21 protein-coding genes are annotated in these 19,635 nt (G+C 28.3%); 10 read left to right on the top strand and 11 right to left on the bottom strand.

Translation table 11 applies throughout. The features are described from left to right. The first annotated feature begins 40 nt into the window (after nucleotides 1–40). Entirely contained in the window at nucleotides 41–2,551 is a 2,511-nt protein-coding gene (locus KO506_RS03520) for a S9 family peptidase (RefSeq protein WP_215993509.1), read from the top strand. A 197-nt stretch (nucleotides 2,552–2,748) separates the two neighbouring features. Here the strand turns inward: KO506_RS03520 and KO506_RS03515 are convergent, their stop codons facing one another. The 8 genes from KO506_RS03515 to KO506_RS03480 form a co-directional block, all read right to left on the bottom strand. Next, on the bottom strand, nucleotides 2,749–2,955 hold the full coding sequence (locus KO506_RS03515) for a helix-turn-helix domain-containing protein (protein ID WP_091895173.1): 207 nt from the start codon (nucleotides 2,953–2,955) through the stop codon (nucleotides 2,749–2,751). Between the two features lies 1 nt (nucleotide 2,956). Continuing rightward, the gene (locus tag KO506_RS03510) at nucleotides 2,957–3,460 is read right to left on the bottom strand and encodes a DUF2975 domain-containing protein (RefSeq protein WP_215993508.1); all 504 of its coding nucleotides are present in this window, start codon (nucleotides 3,458–3,460) and stop codon (nucleotides 2,957–2,959) included. A 4-nt stretch (nucleotides 3,461–3,464) separates the two neighbouring features. Next, nucleotides 3,465–4,010: a DUF2975 domain-containing protein gene (locus tag KO506_RS03505; RefSeq protein ID WP_215993507.1), complete on the bottom strand. Its 546-nt coding sequence runs from the start codon at nucleotides 4,008–4,010 to the stop codon at nucleotides 3,465–3,467. A 6-nt stretch (nucleotides 4,011–4,016) separates the two neighbouring features. Next, entirely contained in the window at nucleotides 4,017–4,544 is a 528-nt protein-coding gene (locus KO506_RS03500) for a DUF2975 domain-containing protein (RefSeq protein WP_215993506.1), read from the bottom strand. Between the two features lie 77 nt (nucleotides 4,545–4,621). Continuing rightward, the gene (locus KO506_RS03495; RefSeq protein ID WP_215993505.1) at nucleotides 4,622–5,056 is read right to left on the bottom strand and encodes a LexA family protein; all 435 of its coding nucleotides are present in this window, start codon (nucleotides 5,054–5,056) and stop codon (nucleotides 4,622–4,624) included. Between the two features lie 53 nt (nucleotides 5,057–5,109). Further along, entirely contained in the window at nucleotides 5,110–5,487 is a 378-nt protein-coding gene (locus KO506_RS03490) for a DUF2007 domain-containing protein (protein WP_215993504.1), read from the bottom strand. A 9-nt stretch (nucleotides 5,488–5,496) separates the two neighbouring features. Next, nucleotides 5,497–6,762: a Y-family DNA polymerase gene (locus tag KO506_RS03485; RefSeq protein WP_215993503.1), complete on the bottom strand. Its 1,266-nt coding sequence runs from the start codon at nucleotides 6,760–6,762 to the stop codon at nucleotides 5,497–5,499. 80 nt (nucleotides 6,763–6,842) lie between these two features. Next, nucleotides 6,843–8,345 (bottom strand): PLP-dependent aminotransferase family protein, encoded by a 1,503-nt coding sequence (locus tag KO506_RS03480; protein ID WP_215993502.1) that lies wholly within the window; start codon nucleotides 8,343–8,345, stop codon nucleotides 6,843–6,845. A gap of 67 nt (nucleotides 8,346–8,412) precedes the next feature. Here KO506_RS03480 and KO506_RS03475 point away from each other — a divergent pair, with 67 nt between their 5' ends. From KO506_RS03475 to KO506_RS03460, 4 genes are all read left to right on the top strand, one after another. Continuing rightward, nucleotides 8,413–10,236 (top strand): TonB-dependent receptor plug domain-containing protein, encoded by a 1,824-nt coding sequence (locus KO506_RS03475; protein ID WP_215993501.1) that lies wholly within the window; start codon nucleotides 8,413–8,415, stop codon nucleotides 10,234–10,236. Nucleotides 10,237–10,458: 222 nt separating this feature from the next. Further along, nucleotides 10,459–11,031: a hypothetical protein gene (locus tag KO506_RS03470; RefSeq protein ID WP_215993500.1), complete on the top strand. Its 573-nt coding sequence runs from the start codon at nucleotides 10,459–10,461 to the stop codon at nucleotides 11,029–11,031. A gap of 21 nt (nucleotides 11,032–11,052) precedes the next feature. Then, a complete protein-coding gene (locus tag KO506_RS03465) occupies nucleotides 11,053–12,654 on the top strand; it encodes a flotillin family protein (protein WP_215993499.1) in 1,602 nt (533 codons plus the stop codon). Between the two features lie 118 nt (nucleotides 12,655–12,772). Next, entirely contained in the window at nucleotides 12,773–13,624 is an 852-nt protein-coding gene (locus KO506_RS03460; protein WP_215993498.1) for a cupin-like domain-containing protein, read from the top strand. 275 nt (nucleotides 13,625–13,899) lie between these two features. Here KO506_RS03460 and pyrF read toward each other — a convergent pair whose 3' ends face one another. After that, entirely contained in the window at nucleotides 13,900–14,712 is an 813-nt protein-coding gene (gene pyrF / locus KO506_RS03455; protein ID WP_215993497.1) for an orotidine-5'-phosphate decarboxylase, read from the bottom strand. A gap of 84 nt (nucleotides 14,713–14,796) precedes the next feature. Between pyrF and KO506_RS03450 the strand changes: the two genes are divergently transcribed. The 5 genes from KO506_RS03450 to KO506_RS03430 all read left to right on the top strand — a co-directional run bounded on the left by KO506_RS03450 (nucleotide 14,797) and on the right by KO506_RS03430 (nucleotide 17,595). Beyond that, the gene (locus KO506_RS03450) at nucleotides 14,797–15,285 is read left to right on the top strand and encodes a TlpA family protein disulfide reductase (protein WP_215993496.1); all 489 of its coding nucleotides are present in this window, start codon (nucleotides 14,797–14,799) and stop codon (nucleotides 15,283–15,285) included. An 88-nt stretch (nucleotides 15,286–15,373) separates the two neighbouring features. Continuing rightward, on the top strand, nucleotides 15,374–16,132 hold the full coding sequence (tpiA, locus tag KO506_RS03445; protein WP_215993495.1) for a triose-phosphate isomerase: 759 nt from the start codon (nucleotides 15,374–15,376) through the stop codon (nucleotides 16,130–16,132). Between the two features lie 63 nt (nucleotides 16,133–16,195). Beyond that, nucleotides 16,196–17,032 (top strand): 50S ribosomal protein L11 methyltransferase, encoded by an 837-nt coding sequence (gene prmA / locus KO506_RS03440; protein WP_215993751.1) that lies wholly within the window; start codon nucleotides 16,196–16,198, stop codon nucleotides 17,030–17,032. 10 nt (nucleotides 17,033–17,042) lie between these two features. Continuing rightward, nucleotides 17,043–17,318 (top strand): ATP-dependent Clp protease adaptor ClpS, encoded by a 276-nt coding sequence (locus KO506_RS03435; protein ID WP_215993494.1) that lies wholly within the window; start codon nucleotides 17,043–17,045, stop codon nucleotides 17,316–17,318. A gap of 4 nt (nucleotides 17,319–17,322) precedes the next feature. Beyond that, nucleotides 17,323–17,595 carry a hypothetical protein gene (locus KO506_RS03430; RefSeq protein WP_215993493.1) on the top strand — a complete coding sequence of 91 codons (273 nt, stop codon included), beginning with the start codon at nucleotides 17,323–17,325 and terminating at the stop codon, nucleotides 17,593–17,595. A gap of 199 nt (nucleotides 17,596–17,794) precedes the next feature. Here the strand turns inward: KO506_RS03430 and KO506_RS03425 are convergent, their stop codons facing one another. Both KO506_RS03425 and KO506_RS03420 read right to left on the bottom strand, forming a co-directional pair. After that, nucleotides 17,795–18,352 carry a hypothetical protein gene (locus tag KO506_RS03425; RefSeq protein ID WP_215993492.1) on the bottom strand — a complete coding sequence of 186 codons (558 nt, stop codon included), beginning with the start codon at nucleotides 18,350–18,352 and terminating at the stop codon, nucleotides 17,795–17,797. A gap of 131 nt (nucleotides 18,353–18,483) precedes the next feature. Beyond that, nucleotides 18,484–19,059: a hypothetical protein gene (locus KO506_RS03420; RefSeq protein WP_215993491.1), complete on the bottom strand. Its 576-nt coding sequence runs from the start codon at nucleotides 19,057–19,059 to the stop codon at nucleotides 18,484–18,486. Nucleotides 19,060–19,635 lie beyond the last annotated feature (576 nt).

Below are 19,635 nucleotides of genomic sequence, written 5' to 3'. Positions count from 1 at the left end.
TCAACTTTAGGGTTAATTCAAATTTAATCAAACATTACAAATGAAAAATTTCATCTTGTTTTTTGTGTTTTTATTGACTGTTTCAATAAGTTTTGCACAAGAAACTCCAAAACCCAATTACAGAGCTGCAGCTAAATATTCGCCTAAAAATTTAGCAAAAATGGTACATTCAACCAGTGTAAATCCTCATTGGTTAAAAAAAGGAAACCGTTTTTGGTATTCTTACAAAACATCAGAAGGTTCTAATTATTATTTAGTTGATTTAGACAGAAAAACTAAAAAAACACTTTTTGATAACATAAAAATGGCAAAATGGTTAACAGAAATTACCAAAGATCCTTACGATGCAAAACATTTGCCACGTTTCAGTTTTAAATTTAACGAAGCAGAAAATGCAATTCGTTTTTATGTAACTTCTACAGAAGAAGTAGAGGTTATAGAAGAAAAAAAAGAGGTTAAAAAAGATTCTACATCAACCAAAAAAGGTAAAAAAGCAAAGCCTAAAAAACCTAAAAAGGAAAAGAAAGTTTACTATTTAGAATACAAATTAGGTAGTAATAGTTTAACCATTTTAGATAATAAAAAGAAAGAAAAAGAACCTTGGAAACGTTGGGCAAATATTGCTCCAGATAGTTCTATCGTTTTGTACTCTAAAAATTACAATTTGTATTGGATGGATAAAGTAAACTTTAAAAAGTTTATTAAAGATGAAAAAGACAGTACTGTTGTAGAAAATCAATGGACAAAAGATGGTGAAAAAAACTATGGTTATGGTAGAGGTGGTAGAGGACGAGATAATGAAGATATAGAAAAAAATAAAGATAAAAGAAATGGAGTTGGAGGTATGTGGTCTCACGATTCTAAAAAGTTTGTTTTTCAAAAATCAGACTCTAGACATATTAAAGATTTATGGGTAATTAACTCTACAGGTAAAAAAAGACCAACGTTAGAAACGTACAAATATCACATGCCAGGAGAGCAAGAATATTATAAATCAGAATTATTAATTTTTGATATTCCTACAAAAACACATGTAAGAGTTCCTTTAGATACTATTAAACAACAAAGTATTTCTGTTTTTAGAGCGCCAAGAAAACAGTCTGAAAGAGATGACGATTTTAGACCTTCTTTACTTTTATCTAAAAAAGGGAAAGTATATTTTAGTGTAATATCTAGAGATCGTAAAAAATACGATATTAATGTTGCTGATATTAATACAGGAGAATATAAAACCTTAATCGAAGAGCGTTTTAATACCTATATAGAATCTAAACCTTTGGTTTTATTTAATAATGAAACAGAAATGTTACATTGGGCAGAACGTGATGGTTGGGCACATTTTTATTTGTATGATGCCAATGGTAATTTAAAAAACCAAGTTACAAATGGCGATTATCATGTGTCTAATTTTGAGGGTTTAAACGAAAAAACTAGAACTTTATATTTTTCTGCAAATGGAGTAAATAAAGAACAAGATCCTTATTATGCTCATACTTATAGTATCAATTTAAATGGTACAGGATTAAAGACTTTAAATCCTGGTAATTTTACTGCAAGAACAAGTATGTCTGATTCTAATCAATACTTTGTAAATAATTTTTCTAGAGTTAATACAGTTCCAAAATCGGAAGTTAGAGATGCTAACGGACGTAAAGTTATGGATTTAGAAACCGCAGATTTATCGCAATTATTTGCATCAGGATATAAATTTCCTGAGCCTTTTAAAGTAAAAGCAGATGATGGAATTACAGATATTTACGGAGTAATGTACAAACCTTTTGATATGGATTCTACCAAAGTTTATCCGTTGTTAGAATATGTGTATCCTGGCCCACAAACAGAAGCTGTTAACAAATCTTTTTCTTACAGAATGGATAGAGTTGATAGAATGGCGCAAGTTGGTTTTATTGTAATTACGTTAGGAAACAGAGGTGGACATCCAGATAGATCTAAATGGTATCATAATTATGGTTATGGTAATTTGCGTGATTATGGTTTGGCGGATAAAAAATATGTTGCGCAACAATTGGCAAATAAACATAAATTTATCGATATCGAAAAAGTAGGAATTTACGGTCATTCAGGAGGTGGATTTATGTCTACAGCTGCAATGTTAGTGTATCCAGATTTCTTTAAAGCAGCAGTTTCATCAGCAGGAAATCATGATAACAATGTGTACAATTCTTGGTGGAGTGAAACGCATCATGGTGTAAAAGAAGAAATTGACGAGAAAGGGAAAAGTTCTTATAAATATAAAATTGATGTAAATCAGTCTTTGGCAAAAAACCTAAAAGGCCATTTAATGTTGATTCATGGAGATATGGATAATAACGTAAATCCTGCAGGAACCATAAGAATGGCAAACGAATTAATTAAAGCAAATAAACGTTTTAAATATATGATTATGCCAGGACAAAGACATGGTTTTGGTAATATGACAGAATATTCTTTTTGGTTAAGAGCAGATCATTTTAGTAAATATTTGTTAGGTGAAGAAAATACAAGTGCAGATTTTATGTTTATGAATTTAGACAAACCAATGAATAGATAAAACTGTTTATAGGTTTTATAAAATAAAAACTCCGAATGAAAATTCGGAGTTTTTTTTGGTTGAATTTAAAAGTTCTTGATATAATTTTTCTTCCTTTGTCAGAAAAACCACTCGAACTGACAATTAGATTTCTTTAAAGTTTTTAGTCTGTAATATCGAGTGATTTTGCTTTTTTGCAAAATTGTATCGAGATGTTTTTAATCTTGTTGATACTCTAAAATATCTGCAGGCTGGCATTCTAAAGCTTTACAAATTGCCTCTAAAGTAGAAAACCGAATCGCTTTTGCTTTACCAGATTTTAAAACGGATAAATTTGCGGTAGTAATGCCAATTATTTCTGCCAATTCTTTACTGCGCATTTTGCGTTTGGCAAGCATTACGTCTAAGTTTACAATGATTGCCATATTATATTGTTAAATCGTTTTCTTGTTTTTGATGTTTTGCAATTTTAAATATTTCACTTAAAACTAAAAAGAATAAGCCTAAACAAATAATTACTAAATGTTGATTCAATCCGAATTCTAAAGTTATTTTTTGTTCAAAATAAATTTTACTAATCATAGAAACTGTGAGAGAAATAATTCCGGAAACAGATAATAAATTTCCTGTTTTTTTTAATAATGTTATAACTGTTTCTTCAAATATTTTTATTCTTATAAAGTAGTTTAATACTTTTCTAAAAAAATATAAAGCTGTAATAATTAGTAAATAATTTAGTGCTGAAATAACCAATAATGTTTTTGATAACAAACTATCATTATTAAAATTTACTGAATTTATTTTGATATTTACCTCACTTAAATCAACAAAGAAAATCGCAATAGAAAAACCAAAAATCATTAGTATAATTGGCATAGAAAATATCCAAAGTAAATCTACAATCGCTTTTAAAATATTAATTTTTCTCATAGTTTTAAATTGTTAAATCGTTTTCTTGTTTTATAATATTTCCGTTTTTAATTAATGAAGAAATTATTAATACAAAAAGAGAGATCATGTATAAGTACATTCTTTTTGCAATGTTAGTTCCAAGAGCGTAACCCAAGTTATAAGAATTGGATTCTTTAGAGCTAACAGTACTATCTAAAAACGAATGGTCTATAGTTGTTTGTACAATGATAAGAATTGATGTGAAAACTATAATACCTTTTCCTATAGCATGTAATTGATTTGCGTTTTTGTTAGTGAAAACCTTGTTATCAATGAGGTTTTGAGCTATTCTTATCAAATTAAACAACTGATATATTAAATAAATTAAGCTGGCTAAAATAAAAATACTTATTATCCAGAGTAAAGATTGATTAATATCTTCAGGATACTCTATTCCAAATATTTTATTTAGTTTTTTATCGTTATTACTAATTAAATATAGATTCTGTATTTGTTTAAAAGTAAGATAGATAAGTCTTATTAAAAATATAAGCGATAGCCATTTTAAAATGTTCGATTGTGTTTTCATGGTTTTTTAAATTGTTAAATCGTTTTCTTGTTGAATAGTGTTTCCTTTTTTTATCAAATCTTGATAGAAGTATAAAAAGAATGCAACAACTAAATGAATAAATACAAAAAAATGAGGCTCATCAAATTTAAAATATCCTAAAGAAAAGTAACGATACAAGATGCCAATAAAGCCAATAATTATAGGGAAAAAGTTTAATTTGTAAAAAAGATTAAGCTGTTTTACAGCATGTTGATCAAAAGTATTTTCAAAAATAAATATTTTGAAAAATTTTTGTAATGCATAAAAATAAATAGCATAAAAAATCATTGTTCCCCACATTAAAATCATGGTATAATTGAGCCAAAATTCAATACCAATATTTTTAATTTTAGCAAAATCTAAACCTTCTCTTTTAACAATTTCTACAAAAGGAATATCCCAATTAAAATAATATTCTAAAAAAGAGGATAATGAAAGAGGGATCAGAATTAAAGTAAATAAAAGAAAACCCCAAAAAGTTATTTTAGAAATTAAATAGGCAATTTTTTTCATAACATTTTATAGTATTTGATATCACAAATATATAAAAATTATCGAAAAACAATAATAAAATACTAAATAAAGGTAATTTATACTTTTTTAATCACACTTGTTACAATTCCCCAGATCATAAAATCATTCTCTTCTGTAATGTTTATAATTGGGTAATCAGGATTTTCTGGTTGCAACCAAACTTCATTTTTTTCAACTCGTAAACGTTTTACGGTAAACTCGCCATCTAAAAAACAAACCGCAATTTTATTGTTGGCAGGTTCTAAACTTCTGTCAATAACTAACAAATCGTTATCATCTAAACCAGCATCAATCATAGATTGACCTTTTACTTTGGCAAAAAAAGTAGCGTCTTTGTTTTGAATTAATTCATCATCTAAAGAAATTCTAGTTTCTCTAAAGTCATCTGCAGGCGAAGGAAATCCAGCAGAAATGCCAACATCAACCAAAACAGCTCCATTACCAGAAGAAGCTTTTGGTGTAAAAAAAGTAAGATTTTTAGTTCCAATCATAAGTAGTTGCAAATTATAACTTTTCTTGAAATGTTTTAGCTATTATTTTAGAATTAAAATACTGTTTTACAATTATTACAGATGTGTTTTGTTTTTTCAAAAAAAGGAAATAACATAAAAAATATATTTTTCCTTTTAAGAGGAGCAATTAAAATTTGATTAGAATTACAGTTAGGACAAAAAATATCGTTTCCACTTTCATCTTTCTGATATGTTCTAATTTCATTGTAAATAGTAGCTGCTTTTTCAAAATCGTTTTTATGAACCAACAATTTTACGCCACCAATTGCATTGCTAACCAAAGGATCAGTATCTATCGTTTTTTCGTCCATTAGTAAGGTTTTTAAACCTTCTGAATCTAATTTAGATTTGGTAACATGTGCTTCTGTAGAATAATCAAAAACGGCTAAAATGTTGTAATTATCATTCATAAAAAAAACTTATTTAGTGGCTTTTATAATTAAAATATCATTGATGTTTGTGGTGAATTTAGGTGATAATCTTTCTTGACGCATTTTCCAAGTACGTTTTAAATCTTGATTCCCTAATTTAATTTTGTCTGCTTTAAATTTACGATTTAAATGATCAATCGCAGACATTAACGGCTTGTGTTTTGGGTTTTCGTGCGAAAATAAATTGAGTTGAAAATTATCATTAGGAACTAAACCAGTAACAATTACACCTGCTCTTTTGTATTTAATTCCGGGTTTAAAAATACTTTTTACAGCTTCAACAGCAGCTTTAGAAATGGTTAATGTAGAGTCTGTTGGATACGAAAAAACCACGGTTTTACTCTCTCTGTGTTGTGGTTCATTTTTTTGATGACGATTGCTAGAAAGCTGCACAATTAACATATGACAGCTCGATTCTTGATTACGCAATTTTTCTGCACAACTTGCAGCAAACGTAGAAATACGTTCTTTAAGATTATTGATATCAGAATACGTGTATTCGAAACTACGAGTTGTGGCAATCATTTTTTTTGATGAAACTTCTTCTAACGGAATTTTAGAAATGCCTTGTAAATCTTTTTGCAAACGCCATTCTACAATAGAAAAATTCTTTAAAACCCAATCGCTTGGTAATTGTGTAAAATCATAAGCAGTTGTACAACCTTTTGCTTGCAATCTGTTTTTTAAGCGTCTTCCAATTCCCCAAACATTGCCAATTTTTGTCCATTTTAAGGCTTTAATTCTGTTTTCTTCGCAATCAATAACACAAATTCCTTTAGATTGTTTTAGGTTAGAACGTGCAATTTTATTGGCAACTTTACTCAATGCTTTGGTGGGCGCAATTCCTACACAAGTTGGTATGCCTGTCCATTTTAAAACTCTACTTCTAATTTTTGTAGCATATTCTTGTAAATCATAATTATCAAAACCTTTTAATTGTAAAAAAGATTCGTCAATAGAATACACTTCAATATCTGGCGAAAAATCGGCCAGAATATTCATTACTCTTGCACTCATATCCCCATACAAAGGATAATTAGAAGACAAAACTGTAATGTTTTTTTCTTTGCAAAATTGTTCCCATTTAAAAATTGGAGCACCAAATGGGAGTTCTAATTTCTTAGCTTCATCGCTCATAGAAATTACGCAACCATCATTATTGCTTAAAATAGCAACAGGTTTGTTTTGCAAGTTTGGGTTAAAAACTCGCTCGCAAGAAGCATAAAAATTATTACAATCTACAAGTGCAAACATGGTATAAAAATACCTAAAAATAGCAGACAAAATTGCGTTGTTAATATCTTAATTTGTAAAAGAAGCAGAATATTATCAACCTAACTTAAAGACAGATTTTTATAAGCGCTTTTTAATTTCTGAATAACAATTTCGATTTCATTTTCATTTAAATGACCAAACCCAAAGCGAATTGCACAAGTGTTTTTATTCTGATATAAAATAGTTTTGGGTAAAAATAAATTGTTTTTTTCTGCTTCTTCAGCCAATTTAACTAAAGGTATGGTTGGGTAAAATGTTAACCAAATTGCCAAACCACCTTCAGGAATTTTCCAAGCTGCAATTTTATCAAAATATTTAGATAGTAATTGATTTAAATAATCTCTTCTTTTTTTATAAATAACAATATTCTTTTGCATTAATCTGTATATTTCTCCTTCATTAATTAATTCTGATAACATTTGTTGCTGAATTAAATCTCCTTGTTCATCTAATAAATACAAATAATTTTTAGCTTCTGATATTAAATTTTCTGGTGCAATTACAAATCCGATTTGAAAACTAGGAAACAAAGATTGCCCCAATTTGCCTAGATAAATGACCATTCCATTTTCATCAGAATTTGTCATTGGTAAAACAGGAGAATTATCAAACTGAAAATCAAAATCAAAATCAAAATCATCTTCAATAATGGCAAAACCAAATTCTTTGGCCAATTTTAGTAATGCAGTTCTACGTGTTGCGCTTAAGGTAACTGTGGTTGGGTAATCTCTGTGCGCACAAAGATAAACACATCTAATACTGTTTTTTATAAAGTTTTTTCTGATAAATTCAACATCTAAACCATCATCATCAGTAGGAATTGTAATTAGTTGAGCTCCTACTTGCTGAAATATCATATTAGAAGCATAATTGCTTAAATCGCCAACCAAAACAACATCATTTTTTTGAATTAAAAGTTGAGAAACAATGTACAAACTCATTTCTGTACTTCTGGTACTAATTATATTTTTAGGGCCTACATGTAATCCTCTTGTGGCATTTAAATAATTACACAGTTGTGTTTGAAACATAGAGAGTGATGCTTCTTGAGGTCTGTTCCATTTTTGAATTAAAGTTTTACGTTTCATAGCTGCACTATACCATCTTGTAAATTGATTTACAGGATGTAAACGCAAATCTGGTTTGCCATCATTTATAGAATATTTAGCTTCTGTTAATTGCACAGTAGATGCCAAATGAAACGATTTTTGAAATTCGAAACCAGTAGTTTTGGCTAAATTTTGATGATTTATAAATTCAGTTTTTCGGTTTTTATTAGTGAATCTCACTTTTTTAGTAGATACAAAAGTGCCTTTGTTTGGTTTAATGTCTACCCAACCTTGAGAGGCTAATTCATCATAAATAGCGACAGCAGTATTTCTATGAATTTGTAATGTTTTTGCAAGAGCTCTAGTGCCTGGTAATTTTGTTTTTTTTAGGATGATGTTCCTCTGAAACAAGTGTACAAATGCTTGCGCAACTTGTATGTAAACAGCTTGTGTTTTAGATTTATCAAAAGTGACGTTTTTCTGGATTATTGACAAAAGTGGACTATCTCTCATTTAAAAACCGGACTATTTTAAGCGGTTATAAAGTTACGACTTTTGCAGTCTATTTAAATCACTATTTATGAAAATTAAAATTACGTTAGTAATTCTTGGAATGTTATCCGTTTTACAAGTAAAAGCACAAGAAAAAGTTATAAAAAGAGATACTTTAAAAGAGGTTGTTATTACATCAACAAGAATAGATTTGCCTTTTAAAGCAAATTCTAGAACTATAAATGTTATTTCATCCAAAGATATTAAAAATAGTGCAGCTACTAATGTTGCAGATTTATTACAACAAGTTGCAGGTGTAGATATTAGAAGAAGAGGTACTGCTGGTAGCCAAGCAGATTTATACATTAGAGGTGGAGGTTTTGATCAAACTTTACTATTAATTGATGGTATTAAAATGGACGATTCTCAAACAGGGCATCATACATTAAATGCGGCTTTACCAATAGAAGTTATTGAAAGAATAGAAGTAATAAAAGGACCTGCAGCAAGAGTTTTTGGTCAGAATGCATTTACAGGTGCTATAAATATTGTAACTAAAAAGAAATTGAATAATGTTGCTTCTGTAAATGTAGAAACAGGTTCTTTTGGGCAATTAAATGGTTCTGTAACTGTGGGCAAAGAATTTGAAAACTCATCAATAATAGCACACGTTGGTGCATTAACATCAGATGGTTATAGAGAAAATTCAGATTATAACAATTACAATTATTTCTTAAAAGGAGTTTTTAATAAAAAGAGCCAACCAATAGAGGTTTTGGCTACTTTTTTCGATAAAAAATTCGGAGCAGAAAACTTTTATACCACTAACGAAACGTTTCACGAATACGAAGAAACTCAGAATAGTGTAATTGGTGTCTCTACTACTTTTAAATCAGAAAAATTAAAAATTACACCAAGAGTGTATTGGAGAAGAGGTCAAGATATTTTCTTGTTAAGAAGAGACGATCCTAGTTTTTACAGAAACTTGCACATTACCAATAAAGTAGGTGTAGAAACAAATGCAGCTTACACATCTAATGTAGGTGTTACTGGTTTTGGAATAGATGTTTCTAGAGTTTCTATTAGCAGTAATAATTTAGGTGATAGAAATAGAACAATGGCTAATTTGTTTTTAGAGCATCGTTTTAGTTTGGCTGATGATAAATTAGACATTACTCCAGGTATTGCAGTTACTTATTTTTCTGATTTTAAATTCCATGCTTTTCCAGGATTAGATTTAGGGTTTAAAATATCAGACAAAGTAAAAGCTTACGGAAACATTGGTTATACGTATAGAATACCAACTTACACAGATTTATTTTATAGTGATCCTGTAACAGTGGGTAACGAAAATTTAGAGCCAGAAGAAGCTTTTGCACAAGAAATTGGTTTTAAATTTGATGATGCTAAATTCTCTACTTCAGTTGCTTTCTTTAATAGAGATTCTGATAATTTGATAGATTATGTAAGAGAAAATACAGATAATAGTGCATTTACAGCAACAAATATTACAAAAGTTAATACCAAAGGTTTTGAATTAGATGCAGGTTATAATTTTAAAATAGGTAGTTATACTCAAACTATTTCTACAAACTATACTTTTTTAGAGGATGATATTTTAGATCAAAATAAAGATTTATCTCGTTATTCTTTAAATACGTTAAGACATCAATTTACAACACGTTTTACAAGTAAATTGTTTAAAAATGTGCGTCAGAATATTATTTACAAACATGCAGAACGTACAGTTGGTACTTCTTATAATGTTTGGGATGCATCTATTATTGTTGATGTAAATAAAATTAACTTTACAATTACAGCTAATAATATTTTTAATGCAGATTATATAGAATCTGGTTTTGTACCAATGCCTCCAAGCAATGTTTTATTTGGATTGAGATACAATTTTTAAGGAATCTAAAATTCCCGTTTTTTTACTTTAAGCCTTGATAATTTTTTTTATCAGGGCTTTTTTTTTGTCTATTATTGTAACAAAATATATTTTTTATCTACTAATAATATACAATCACTTTTTTATTTTTTCAAGAATATAAATTGATCTTTTTTGCCGAAGATAAAGTCAGTTTATAAACGCAAAAAGCAGTATATTTATTCACTTTAAAATTAATTTTCTATGATGGAATGGTTTCAAGAATTAGCGTCCTTCCCTAAAACGTATTGGATTATTACAGGAATCTCTACACTTATTTTTCTATTCGTTTTAATCACCACCTTTATTGGTGCTGATACAGATGATATTGGTGATGTAGATATGGAGGTTGATGCAGACACAGGAGCAAGTTTTCAATTTTTTACCTTTAAAAATGTAGTAGCCTTTTTTGCTATTTTTGGGTGGAGTGGAATAGCGTGTATAGATGCAGGTTACTCAAGATCTACCACAATAATTGTTTCCTTACTTTGTGGTTTGGCAATGATGTTTGTAATGGCAGCAATGTTTTATTACATCAGTAAACTAACTTCTAGTGGCACCTTAAAAATGCAAAATGCTTTAAATTCTATTGGTGAAGTTTATTTAACAGTAGGCGCAAACAGATCTAGAATAGGCAAAGTACAGGTAAAAGTACAGGGAGCTTTAAGAGAATTAGAAGCTTTAACAGATTATAAAGAAGACTTAAAGCAAGGAAATGTTATAAAAGTGATTGAAGTAACTAACAACGGAATTTTAATAATAGAACCTCAAAAATAATAAATTACTATGCTAAATTTAATGATATTACAAAGTAGCCCATTTGCGGGTTTAGTAGGAATAGGAATTGCAATTCTCTTTATTTTTATATTGATAGTTGCCATGATAAAACGCTACAAAAGATGTCCATCAGACAGAATTTTGGTAGTGTATGGTAAAGTTGGGGGAGGCGAATCTGCCAAATGTATTCATGGTGGAGCTGCATTTATTTTTCCTGTAATACAAGATTATGAGTTTTTAGACTTAACACCAATTTCTATAGAAGTAAATTTGGTAAATGCACTTTCTAAGCAAAATATTCGTGTAAATGTTCCTTCTAGATTTACTATTGGGGTTTCTACAGAACCAGGAATTATGCAAAATGCAGCAGAAAGATTGTTAGGTTTAAATCAAGATAACATTCAAGACTTAGCACAAGAAATTATATTTGGGCAGTTGCGTTTGGTGGTTGCATCTATGGATATAGAAGAAATTAACAATGATAGAGATAAGTTTTTAACCAATATTTCTCAAAGTGTAGAAACTGAGTTAAAGAAAGTAGGTTTAAAATTAATCAACGTAAATATTACAGATATTGTAGATGAATCTGGTTATATAGAAGCTTTAGGTAAAGAAGCTGCAGCGCATGCAATTAATGCTGCAAGAAAATCTGTAGCAGAAAAAAATAGAGATGGTTCTATTGGAGAGGCAGATGCTGTACAAGATGAAAGGATTAAAGTTTCTGAGTTACAGGCAAAAGCAAAAATTGGGGAAGCAAAAGCAGCTCAAAATGAAAGGACTCAAGTAGCAGCTTCTATGGCAGAAGCAAAAATTGGGGAAGCTAATGCAAATCAGAATGAAAGAGTACAAACCGCAAATGCAATAGCACTAGCTAAAATTGGAGAAGCAGAAGCTCTAAAATCAGAAAGAATTAAAACATCAGAAGCCAATGCACGTGCCATTACTGGAGAAAATACAGCTAAAATTTCTATTGCAGAATCAGATGCTTTAAGAAGAGAAAGAGAAGCAGAGGCAGAAAAACGAGCAATTGCATCAGAAAAAGTGCAAGCAGCAAAAGCTTTAGAAGAAGCATATGCAGCAGAACAAGAAGCAGAAAATGCACGTGCGTCTAGAGATAAAGCTACAAAATATGCAGATATCGTTATTCCTGCAGAAATAGCAAAATCTAAAGTAGAGATTGATGCAGAAGCAGAAGCAGAAAACATAAGAAGAATTGCTAAAGGAGAGGCAGATGCTATTTTCTTAAAAGCAGAAGCAGAGGCAAAAGGTGTATATGAAGTATTAACAAAGCAAGCTGCAGGTTTAGATGAAATTGTAAAAGCTGCAGGTAACGATTCTAAAAACGCAGCTTTATTATTAATTGCAGATAAATTGCCAGAATTAGTTAAAACACAAGCAGAAGCAATTAAAAATATTAAAATTGATAAAGTAACTGTTTGGGAAAATGGAGGAGGAAAAGATGGAAAAACATCAACTTCTAACTTTATTTCTGGTATGTATAAAGCAGTGCCACCTTTACAAGAAATGTTTGATATGGCAGGTATGCAATTGCCAGAATATTTAAAAGGAAAAGAGATAGATACAAAAGAAATTAAAGAATCTACAGATGATGTAATCTCTTAAAAATTAATTCAATCTTAATGAATATCTTTAAAAGTCATGCAATTTAAATTGCGTGACTTTTTTAGATTATTACTTTTCATAACGTTTTCTTAACTTTGCTTTTTAAAATTTTTTAAGCATGAGTTTAAACTTATCTCAAATAGATAGAGTAAAAACAATTACAAAAGAAGACTTTATAAAAAAATATTTTAAACCACAAAAACCTGTGGTTATAGAACAATTTATAGAAGATTGGCCTGCGTATAAAAAATGGAATTTAGACTATATAAAAGAAGTTGCAGGCAATAAAACTGTGCCTTTGTATGATGATAGACCTGTAGATTATAAAGAAGGTTTTAACGAGCCACATGCTAAAATGAAAATGGCAGATTATGTAGATTTATTAAAACGTGAACCTACTAAATATAGAATTTTCCTGTGGAATATCTTAAAAGAAGTACCAGTTTTACAAAAAGACTTTTCTTACCCAGATTTTGGCTTGCGCTTAATGAAAGGGTTACCAATGTTGTTTTTTGGTGGAAGAGATTCTTATACTTTTATGCATTATGATATTGATTTAGCTAATATTTTTCATTTTCATTTTGAAGGTGAAAAGAAAGTTATTTTATTCGATCAAAAACAAAATAAACATTTATATAAAATTCCTTATTCTTTAATTACTAGAGAAGATATCGATTTTAATAACCCTGATTTCGATAAATGGCCTAAATTAAAAAATGCTAAAGGTTATGTTACTAAATTAAATCATGGTAATGTTTTATACATGCCAGAAGGTTATTGGCATTACATGAGATACATTACACCTGGTTTTTCGTTGAGTTTAAGAGCAATTGCAAGAAATCCGAAAAATTTAGGAAAAGCTATCTGTAATGTCCTTATAATGCGCTCAATAGATAATGTTATGCGTAGGCTTAGAGGTGAAAAGTGGATAGAATGGAAAAATAAGCAGCCTTTATTAAAGAATCTTTAATAATTAAAAAGGTTCTATTTAATTGTTTGATTTTAAGTATATTCGTTAAGTCTAAACAAATAAAAACTAACCTATGAAAGCTTGCCCAAGATGTAAATCTGAGTCTAGGCACAGATTAAAAAGAAAAGCGGTAGTAAAGATGATTCCAGGTACAAGAAGTTATGGGTGTGATAAGTGTAATACTTATTATACTTGGTTTCCTATTATTAATCGTACTTTAAGAGTTTAACAAAAGGGCCTCGCAAATGCGAGGCTTTTTTGTTTTTATTAATATATTAGGCTAGTAATAAGCTCATCTCAGATTGTAATTCTTTAGCTTTTTTAGCAGCTGCTTCTGCAAAATTTTTATCTTTTGATGCATAAATAATTCCGCGAGAAGAATTAATTAATAAACCAATAGTATCATTTAAACCATATTTACAAACATCTTGTAAATTACCACCTTGTGCACCAACTCCAGGAACTAATAAAAACGAATTGGGTACAATTTTTCTTATTTCTTTAAAATATTCGGCTTTTGTAGCACCAACAACATACATTAAGTTTTCAGAGTTTTTCCAGTTTTTAGAAGTCGTTAAAACTTGTTTGTATAATTCTTTATCATCAACTTTTTTGGTCTGAAAATCAAAAGCACCTTTGTTAGACGTTAAAGCTAACATAATAGTATGCTTGTCTTTAAAAGCTAAAAAAGGCTCAACAGAATCTTTACCCATATAAGGAGCAACAGTTACAGAATCAAAAGCTAAATCGTTAAAAAAAGCTTTGGCATACATAGTTGAGGTATTGCCAATATCACCACGTTTTGCATCAGCAATTGTAAAAATTTCTGGATAGTTATTATTAATGTAGGCTATCGTTTTTTCTAAAGCTAACCAACCTTTTATTCCGTAAGCCTCATAAAAAGCTGTATTTGGTTTGTAGGCAACACACAAATGATGTGTAGCATCAATAATTGCTTTATTAAACTCAAAAATAGGATCTTCTAAATCTAATAAATGAGTTGGAATTTTGTCTAAATCTACATCTAACCCAATACATAAAAATGATTTTTTTAGATTTATTTGTGATACAAGTTGTGCTGTTGTCATTATTTTTGTTTATCAGTTTACAAAAATACTATTTTAAACTTTTAAGGTTTGTAAGAAAGTAATTTTTTAATGGACAAATTAAATATGAAAAAAATCTTTATTCTATTTGCTGTTTTAATGTTGTTGAGTTGCTCAGAAGATCCAAAACAATTTTCTGAAGAAGCAAACTTAGAAATGTTAATTGGTTTAGATAATTCTAAAATTACTTTAAGAGAAGTTTTATATCAACATAAAGAAAAAAAAATTTTAATAGATGTGTGGGCTTCTTGGTGTAAGGATTGTATTGTTGGTTTCCCGAAAGTAAAAGCTTTGCAAAAAGAATTTCCAGATGTTGTTTATTTATTTTTATCTGTTGATAGAAGTAATCCTTCTTGGAAAAGTGCCATTAAAAAATATAATTTAAAAGGTGTTCATTATAATTTACCAAAAGGACAAAATGAAGGTGATTTCGTCGATTTTATAAACCTTGGTTGGATTCCTAGGTATATGGTTATAGATGAAAAGGGAGAAATTTCTTTATTTAAAGCTACAATTGCATCAGATAAAAAAATAAAAGAAGCTCTTAAAAAATAGTAAAAAATCGTTTTAGTAACTATTTCTAATTCTACTCAATATTTAGGTTTCATTTCTTAAATTTACAAAGTAATAAAAGTATATAATTATGAGACAAAAAATAGTAGCTGGAAATTGGAAAATGAATAATGATAAAAATCAAACTCAAGTACTTATTAATGGTATTAAAGAAGAAATTAAAGATTTAGCATTAGAGAACACTAGAGTTATCATTTCTCCATCTTTTATAAATTTAGAATCTGCTGTTAATAATACTGAAGATTCTAAAATAGAAGTTGTTGCACAGAATATGCATCAAGCAAAAAGTGGAGCTTACACAGGTGAGGTTTCTGCAGATATGTTAAAATCAATCAGTATTAAATCTGTTATTTTAGGGCATTCAGAAAGAAGAACTTATTTTGGTGAAACTGATGAATTGCTTGCTGAAAAAGTAAATACAGTTTTAGAGAATGATTTAGAGACTATATTTTGTTTTGGTGAATTGTTAGAAGATAGAAAATCTGATAATCACTTTAATGTAGTAGAAAGTCAGTTAAAAAATGCTTTATTTCACTTAGAAGCTAAAGATTGGGCAAGTATTGTTTTAGCTTACGAACCTGTTTGGGCAATTGGTACAGGAGAAACTGCAAGCCCAGAACAAGCACAAGAAATGCATGCTTTTATTAGAAGTATTGTAGAAAAACAATATAATAAAGAAGTTGCAGAAAATGTTTCTATTTTATATGGTGGTAGTGTAAAACCTGCAAATGCAGTAGAAATATTTTCTAAACCAGATGTAGATGGTGGTTTAATTGGTGGTGCAGCTTTAAAATCATCAGATTTTTCTGCAATTATAAAAGCGATTTAAAAGAACTTAAATTTAAAACTAATAAATTTGCGTCAAGATTTAATTCTTGACGCTTTTTTTATGATGGATAATATATATATAGAATACAATTTTACAGTAATACCTAAAGAACCAGCTACAGAAATTTTAATTGCTGAATTAGGTAATGTGGGTTTTGAGAGTTTTGTTGAAAATGAAAACGGAGTAACAGCTTACATTCAAAAAGACGAATATTCTGACGATATTTTAAACGATATTTTTGTTTTAAATTCAGATGAATTCCAGATAGAATATCAAAAGAAAGAAGTTGCACAAACCAACTGGAATGCAGAATGGGAAAAGAATTTTACACCTATTCAGGTGGATGAATTAGTGAGTGTAAGAGCTCCTTTTCACGAGAATCCAAATCTAAAATATGATATTGTAATTGAACCAAAAATGAGTTTTGGTACTGGTCATCATGAAACTACACATATGATGATTCAGCATTTATTACAATTAGATTTAGAAAATAAATTTGTTTTAGATATGGGTTGTGGAACAGGAATTTTAGCAATTTTTGCAGAAATGAAAAATGCTAAACCTATTGATGCTATTGATATTGATAATTGGTGTTACGAAAATTCTTTAGAAAACGTACAACGTAATAATTGTACTAATATTTCCGTTTATGAAGGTGATGCATCACTTTTAAATGATAAAAAGTACGATGTTATTATTGCCAACATTAATAGAAATATTTTGTTGATGGATATGAAAATTTATACCAATTGTTTAAATGATAAAGGAGTCTTATTACTGAGTGGTTTTTACAAAGAAGATCTACCAATTATAGATAATGAAGTTTCTAAATATAATTTAAAGTTAGAGACATTTATTGAAAGAAATAATTGGGTTGCATTGAAATACAATAAATTGTAATTTTGTTTATATGAGTACAAAAGAAAAAATTAAAGAAGAAGTAGACGTTTTAGAACAAAGAACAAATCAACATGAAATTGTATTGCATAATGATGAGGTTAATACTTTTGATTTTGTAATAGAATCTTTGATAGATATTTGCGACCACACTTTAGAGCAAGCAGAACAGTGTACTATTTTAGTACATTATAAAGGTAAATGTACAGTAAAATCTGGCGAGTATAAAGATTTAGAACCTAGGTGTTCTAAATTATTACAATTGGGTTTGTCTGCAGAATTGGTTTAGGTTTATGGAAAACGTTTTAAAATATTATGAATTCTCTGAGTTTTTTAAAGATAATTCTTCAGCTTTTTCTGGAAATCAAATTGCATATACCGAATTAAATGCAACTCATTTTTTAATTTTCGAAAAAAATAATACAACCTATAATTTATATGTTTCTAAATATCAGCAAAGAAAAGATATTGGTGTTAAACCTCCAGAAATAGTAGAGTTGTTGGTAGAAAATTACAATAAAAGTATACCAGAACACAGAATAGCGATAAAGCAATATTTAAACTAAAACCTGAGAATTTCTTAGGTTTTTTTGTTTTTATAAAATTAAATGTGACTTATTAAATTTTGTTGTGTCTTATAAATAGAGAACGATAAAAGAAAAAGTAAATAAAGATAGTAGTTAGTTTTTATACTAAGTTTGGTTAGACGAAAAGGCTCTTAACATATGTTAAGAGCCTTTTCTATTTTATACTAAGGGTATAAAACTATTTTGTTATTTCTTTAACTATACCATAGATTAAAGTGTCTTTATTATTTACAACTTCTCTCCATTTTAAAACTTTCATTCTATGAATTTTATTTTCTTTATCAATGTATTCTGGTTTGCTATGTAATTTTTCGCCAGTAACTGAAACTGCAATATCAGCTTCGTAATATTGTTGTGCCATATTTTTATTAAAAGATTCAAAATTGGTTTTACCAATTATGTTATAACGATTATAATCAAAAGAGTGACCAAAACATTCTATAAAAGCTTTATTAACATATTGTAAAATAAATTTGTCTCCTCTTTTTACTTTTTGCCAAACAGGTAAAGGAAAATCTTCATAATCACCATTAAAGATAATCATATTTTGTTTTAAATTATGGCTTTTTTCTTGTAAAGTCGCATATTCAATTTTTACTGTTTGGTTTTCTGATCTTAAAAAATAGGTAGAAACAGTTAAAAATAATAATGATGCATAAGTTATTATTTTATGTTTCTTTTCTAAATTAGAAACATTAAATATAATTTTTTTAGATTTTATGGCTAGTTTACTCATAATGTTGCTGTTTTAGAATTCAAAATAAAATTGCTGCATTTTATTTTGTCATTCTCATTAGAAAACAAAAATTGAGTACTATAAGTTTTTGTATCCATATTAAGGGGGATTTGGATTGTTAAATACATTTACTATTTATTAGTTTCTGTGTAAGGTAGAATCTCTTTTACCATCCCATAAACTAATGTGTCTTTATTACTTTTAATTTTTCGCCATTTTATAACTTTTAGAGTAATAATATTACCATGTTTGTCTACCACTTTCTCTAAGCCTTCTATTTTTTTTCCTGTTTTAGAAACTGTTATATCATGAACAAAATATTCTTGAGCAATTTTATCAGGAAAAAGTTCAAAATTATTTTTACCTAATAATTCATATTTATCATTATTAAAAATATGACCAAATTCTTTTACATATTCTGGGTTTATATATTGTATAATAAATTCATTGCCTTTTTTTATTTTCTGCCAAACAGGTAAAGGAAAACCTTCGTAATTTCTATTAAACAGAACCATATTGTATTTTAAATTACTACTTTCTTCTTTTAAAATAGCGTAATTAACCTTTACATTTTGGTTTTCAGTTCTCAAAAAATAAGTAGAAACCGTTAAAAATAGCAAAGAAATATAAGTAATTATTTTATGCTTTTTTTCTAGGCTAGAAAACTTAAATAATACCTTTTTAGATCTTATGGCTAACTTTTTCATTCGCTTTTAATTTAGGGGATAATAAAAAAGTTAAACAATTAAAAAATCTATTTTTTGCAAAAATAAATTTAAAATCTAATGATTTTACTACGCTATTTTTATTCTGAATATTGTTTTTAATATCAAAAGCAATAAAATTAGAAAATGTTTCTAAAAACATAAATAGCACAGTTTTAACTGCCCCCAAAAAAATAAAAATAAAAAATTTTGTGTTTGATGTTTTTGTTTCAAAAAAGAATATTTGGTTAAAAATTTGATTTTCAACCACTTGAAACAAGTTTTCAGTAAAATTAGTTTTTATAATATCCATAATTGGGGGGATTGGATTCTTTTAATAACTAATTATCTATAATTATTACAGATAAATGTACGTTTCAAATATATATAATAATAATAGTTTGTACAAGTTTTTTAATGTTATTAATTCGTTAAATGACATTAAATTATTGATTGTTCAGTGAAATGGAAGTAAAGATTTACGATTGTTAGTAATTTGAAGGTTTTGATTAAAATTCAATAATAAATAATAGGACAATTATATAAAAACACCTAAAAACAATAGAACAGTATTTAAAT

The organism is Polaribacter vadi (assembly GCF_018861005.1).
Lineage (GTDB): Bacteria > Bacteroidota > Bacteroidia > Flavobacteriales > Flavobacteriaceae > Polaribacter > Polaribacter vadi_A.
This window is presented reverse-complemented; position numbering and strand designations above follow the sequence as displayed.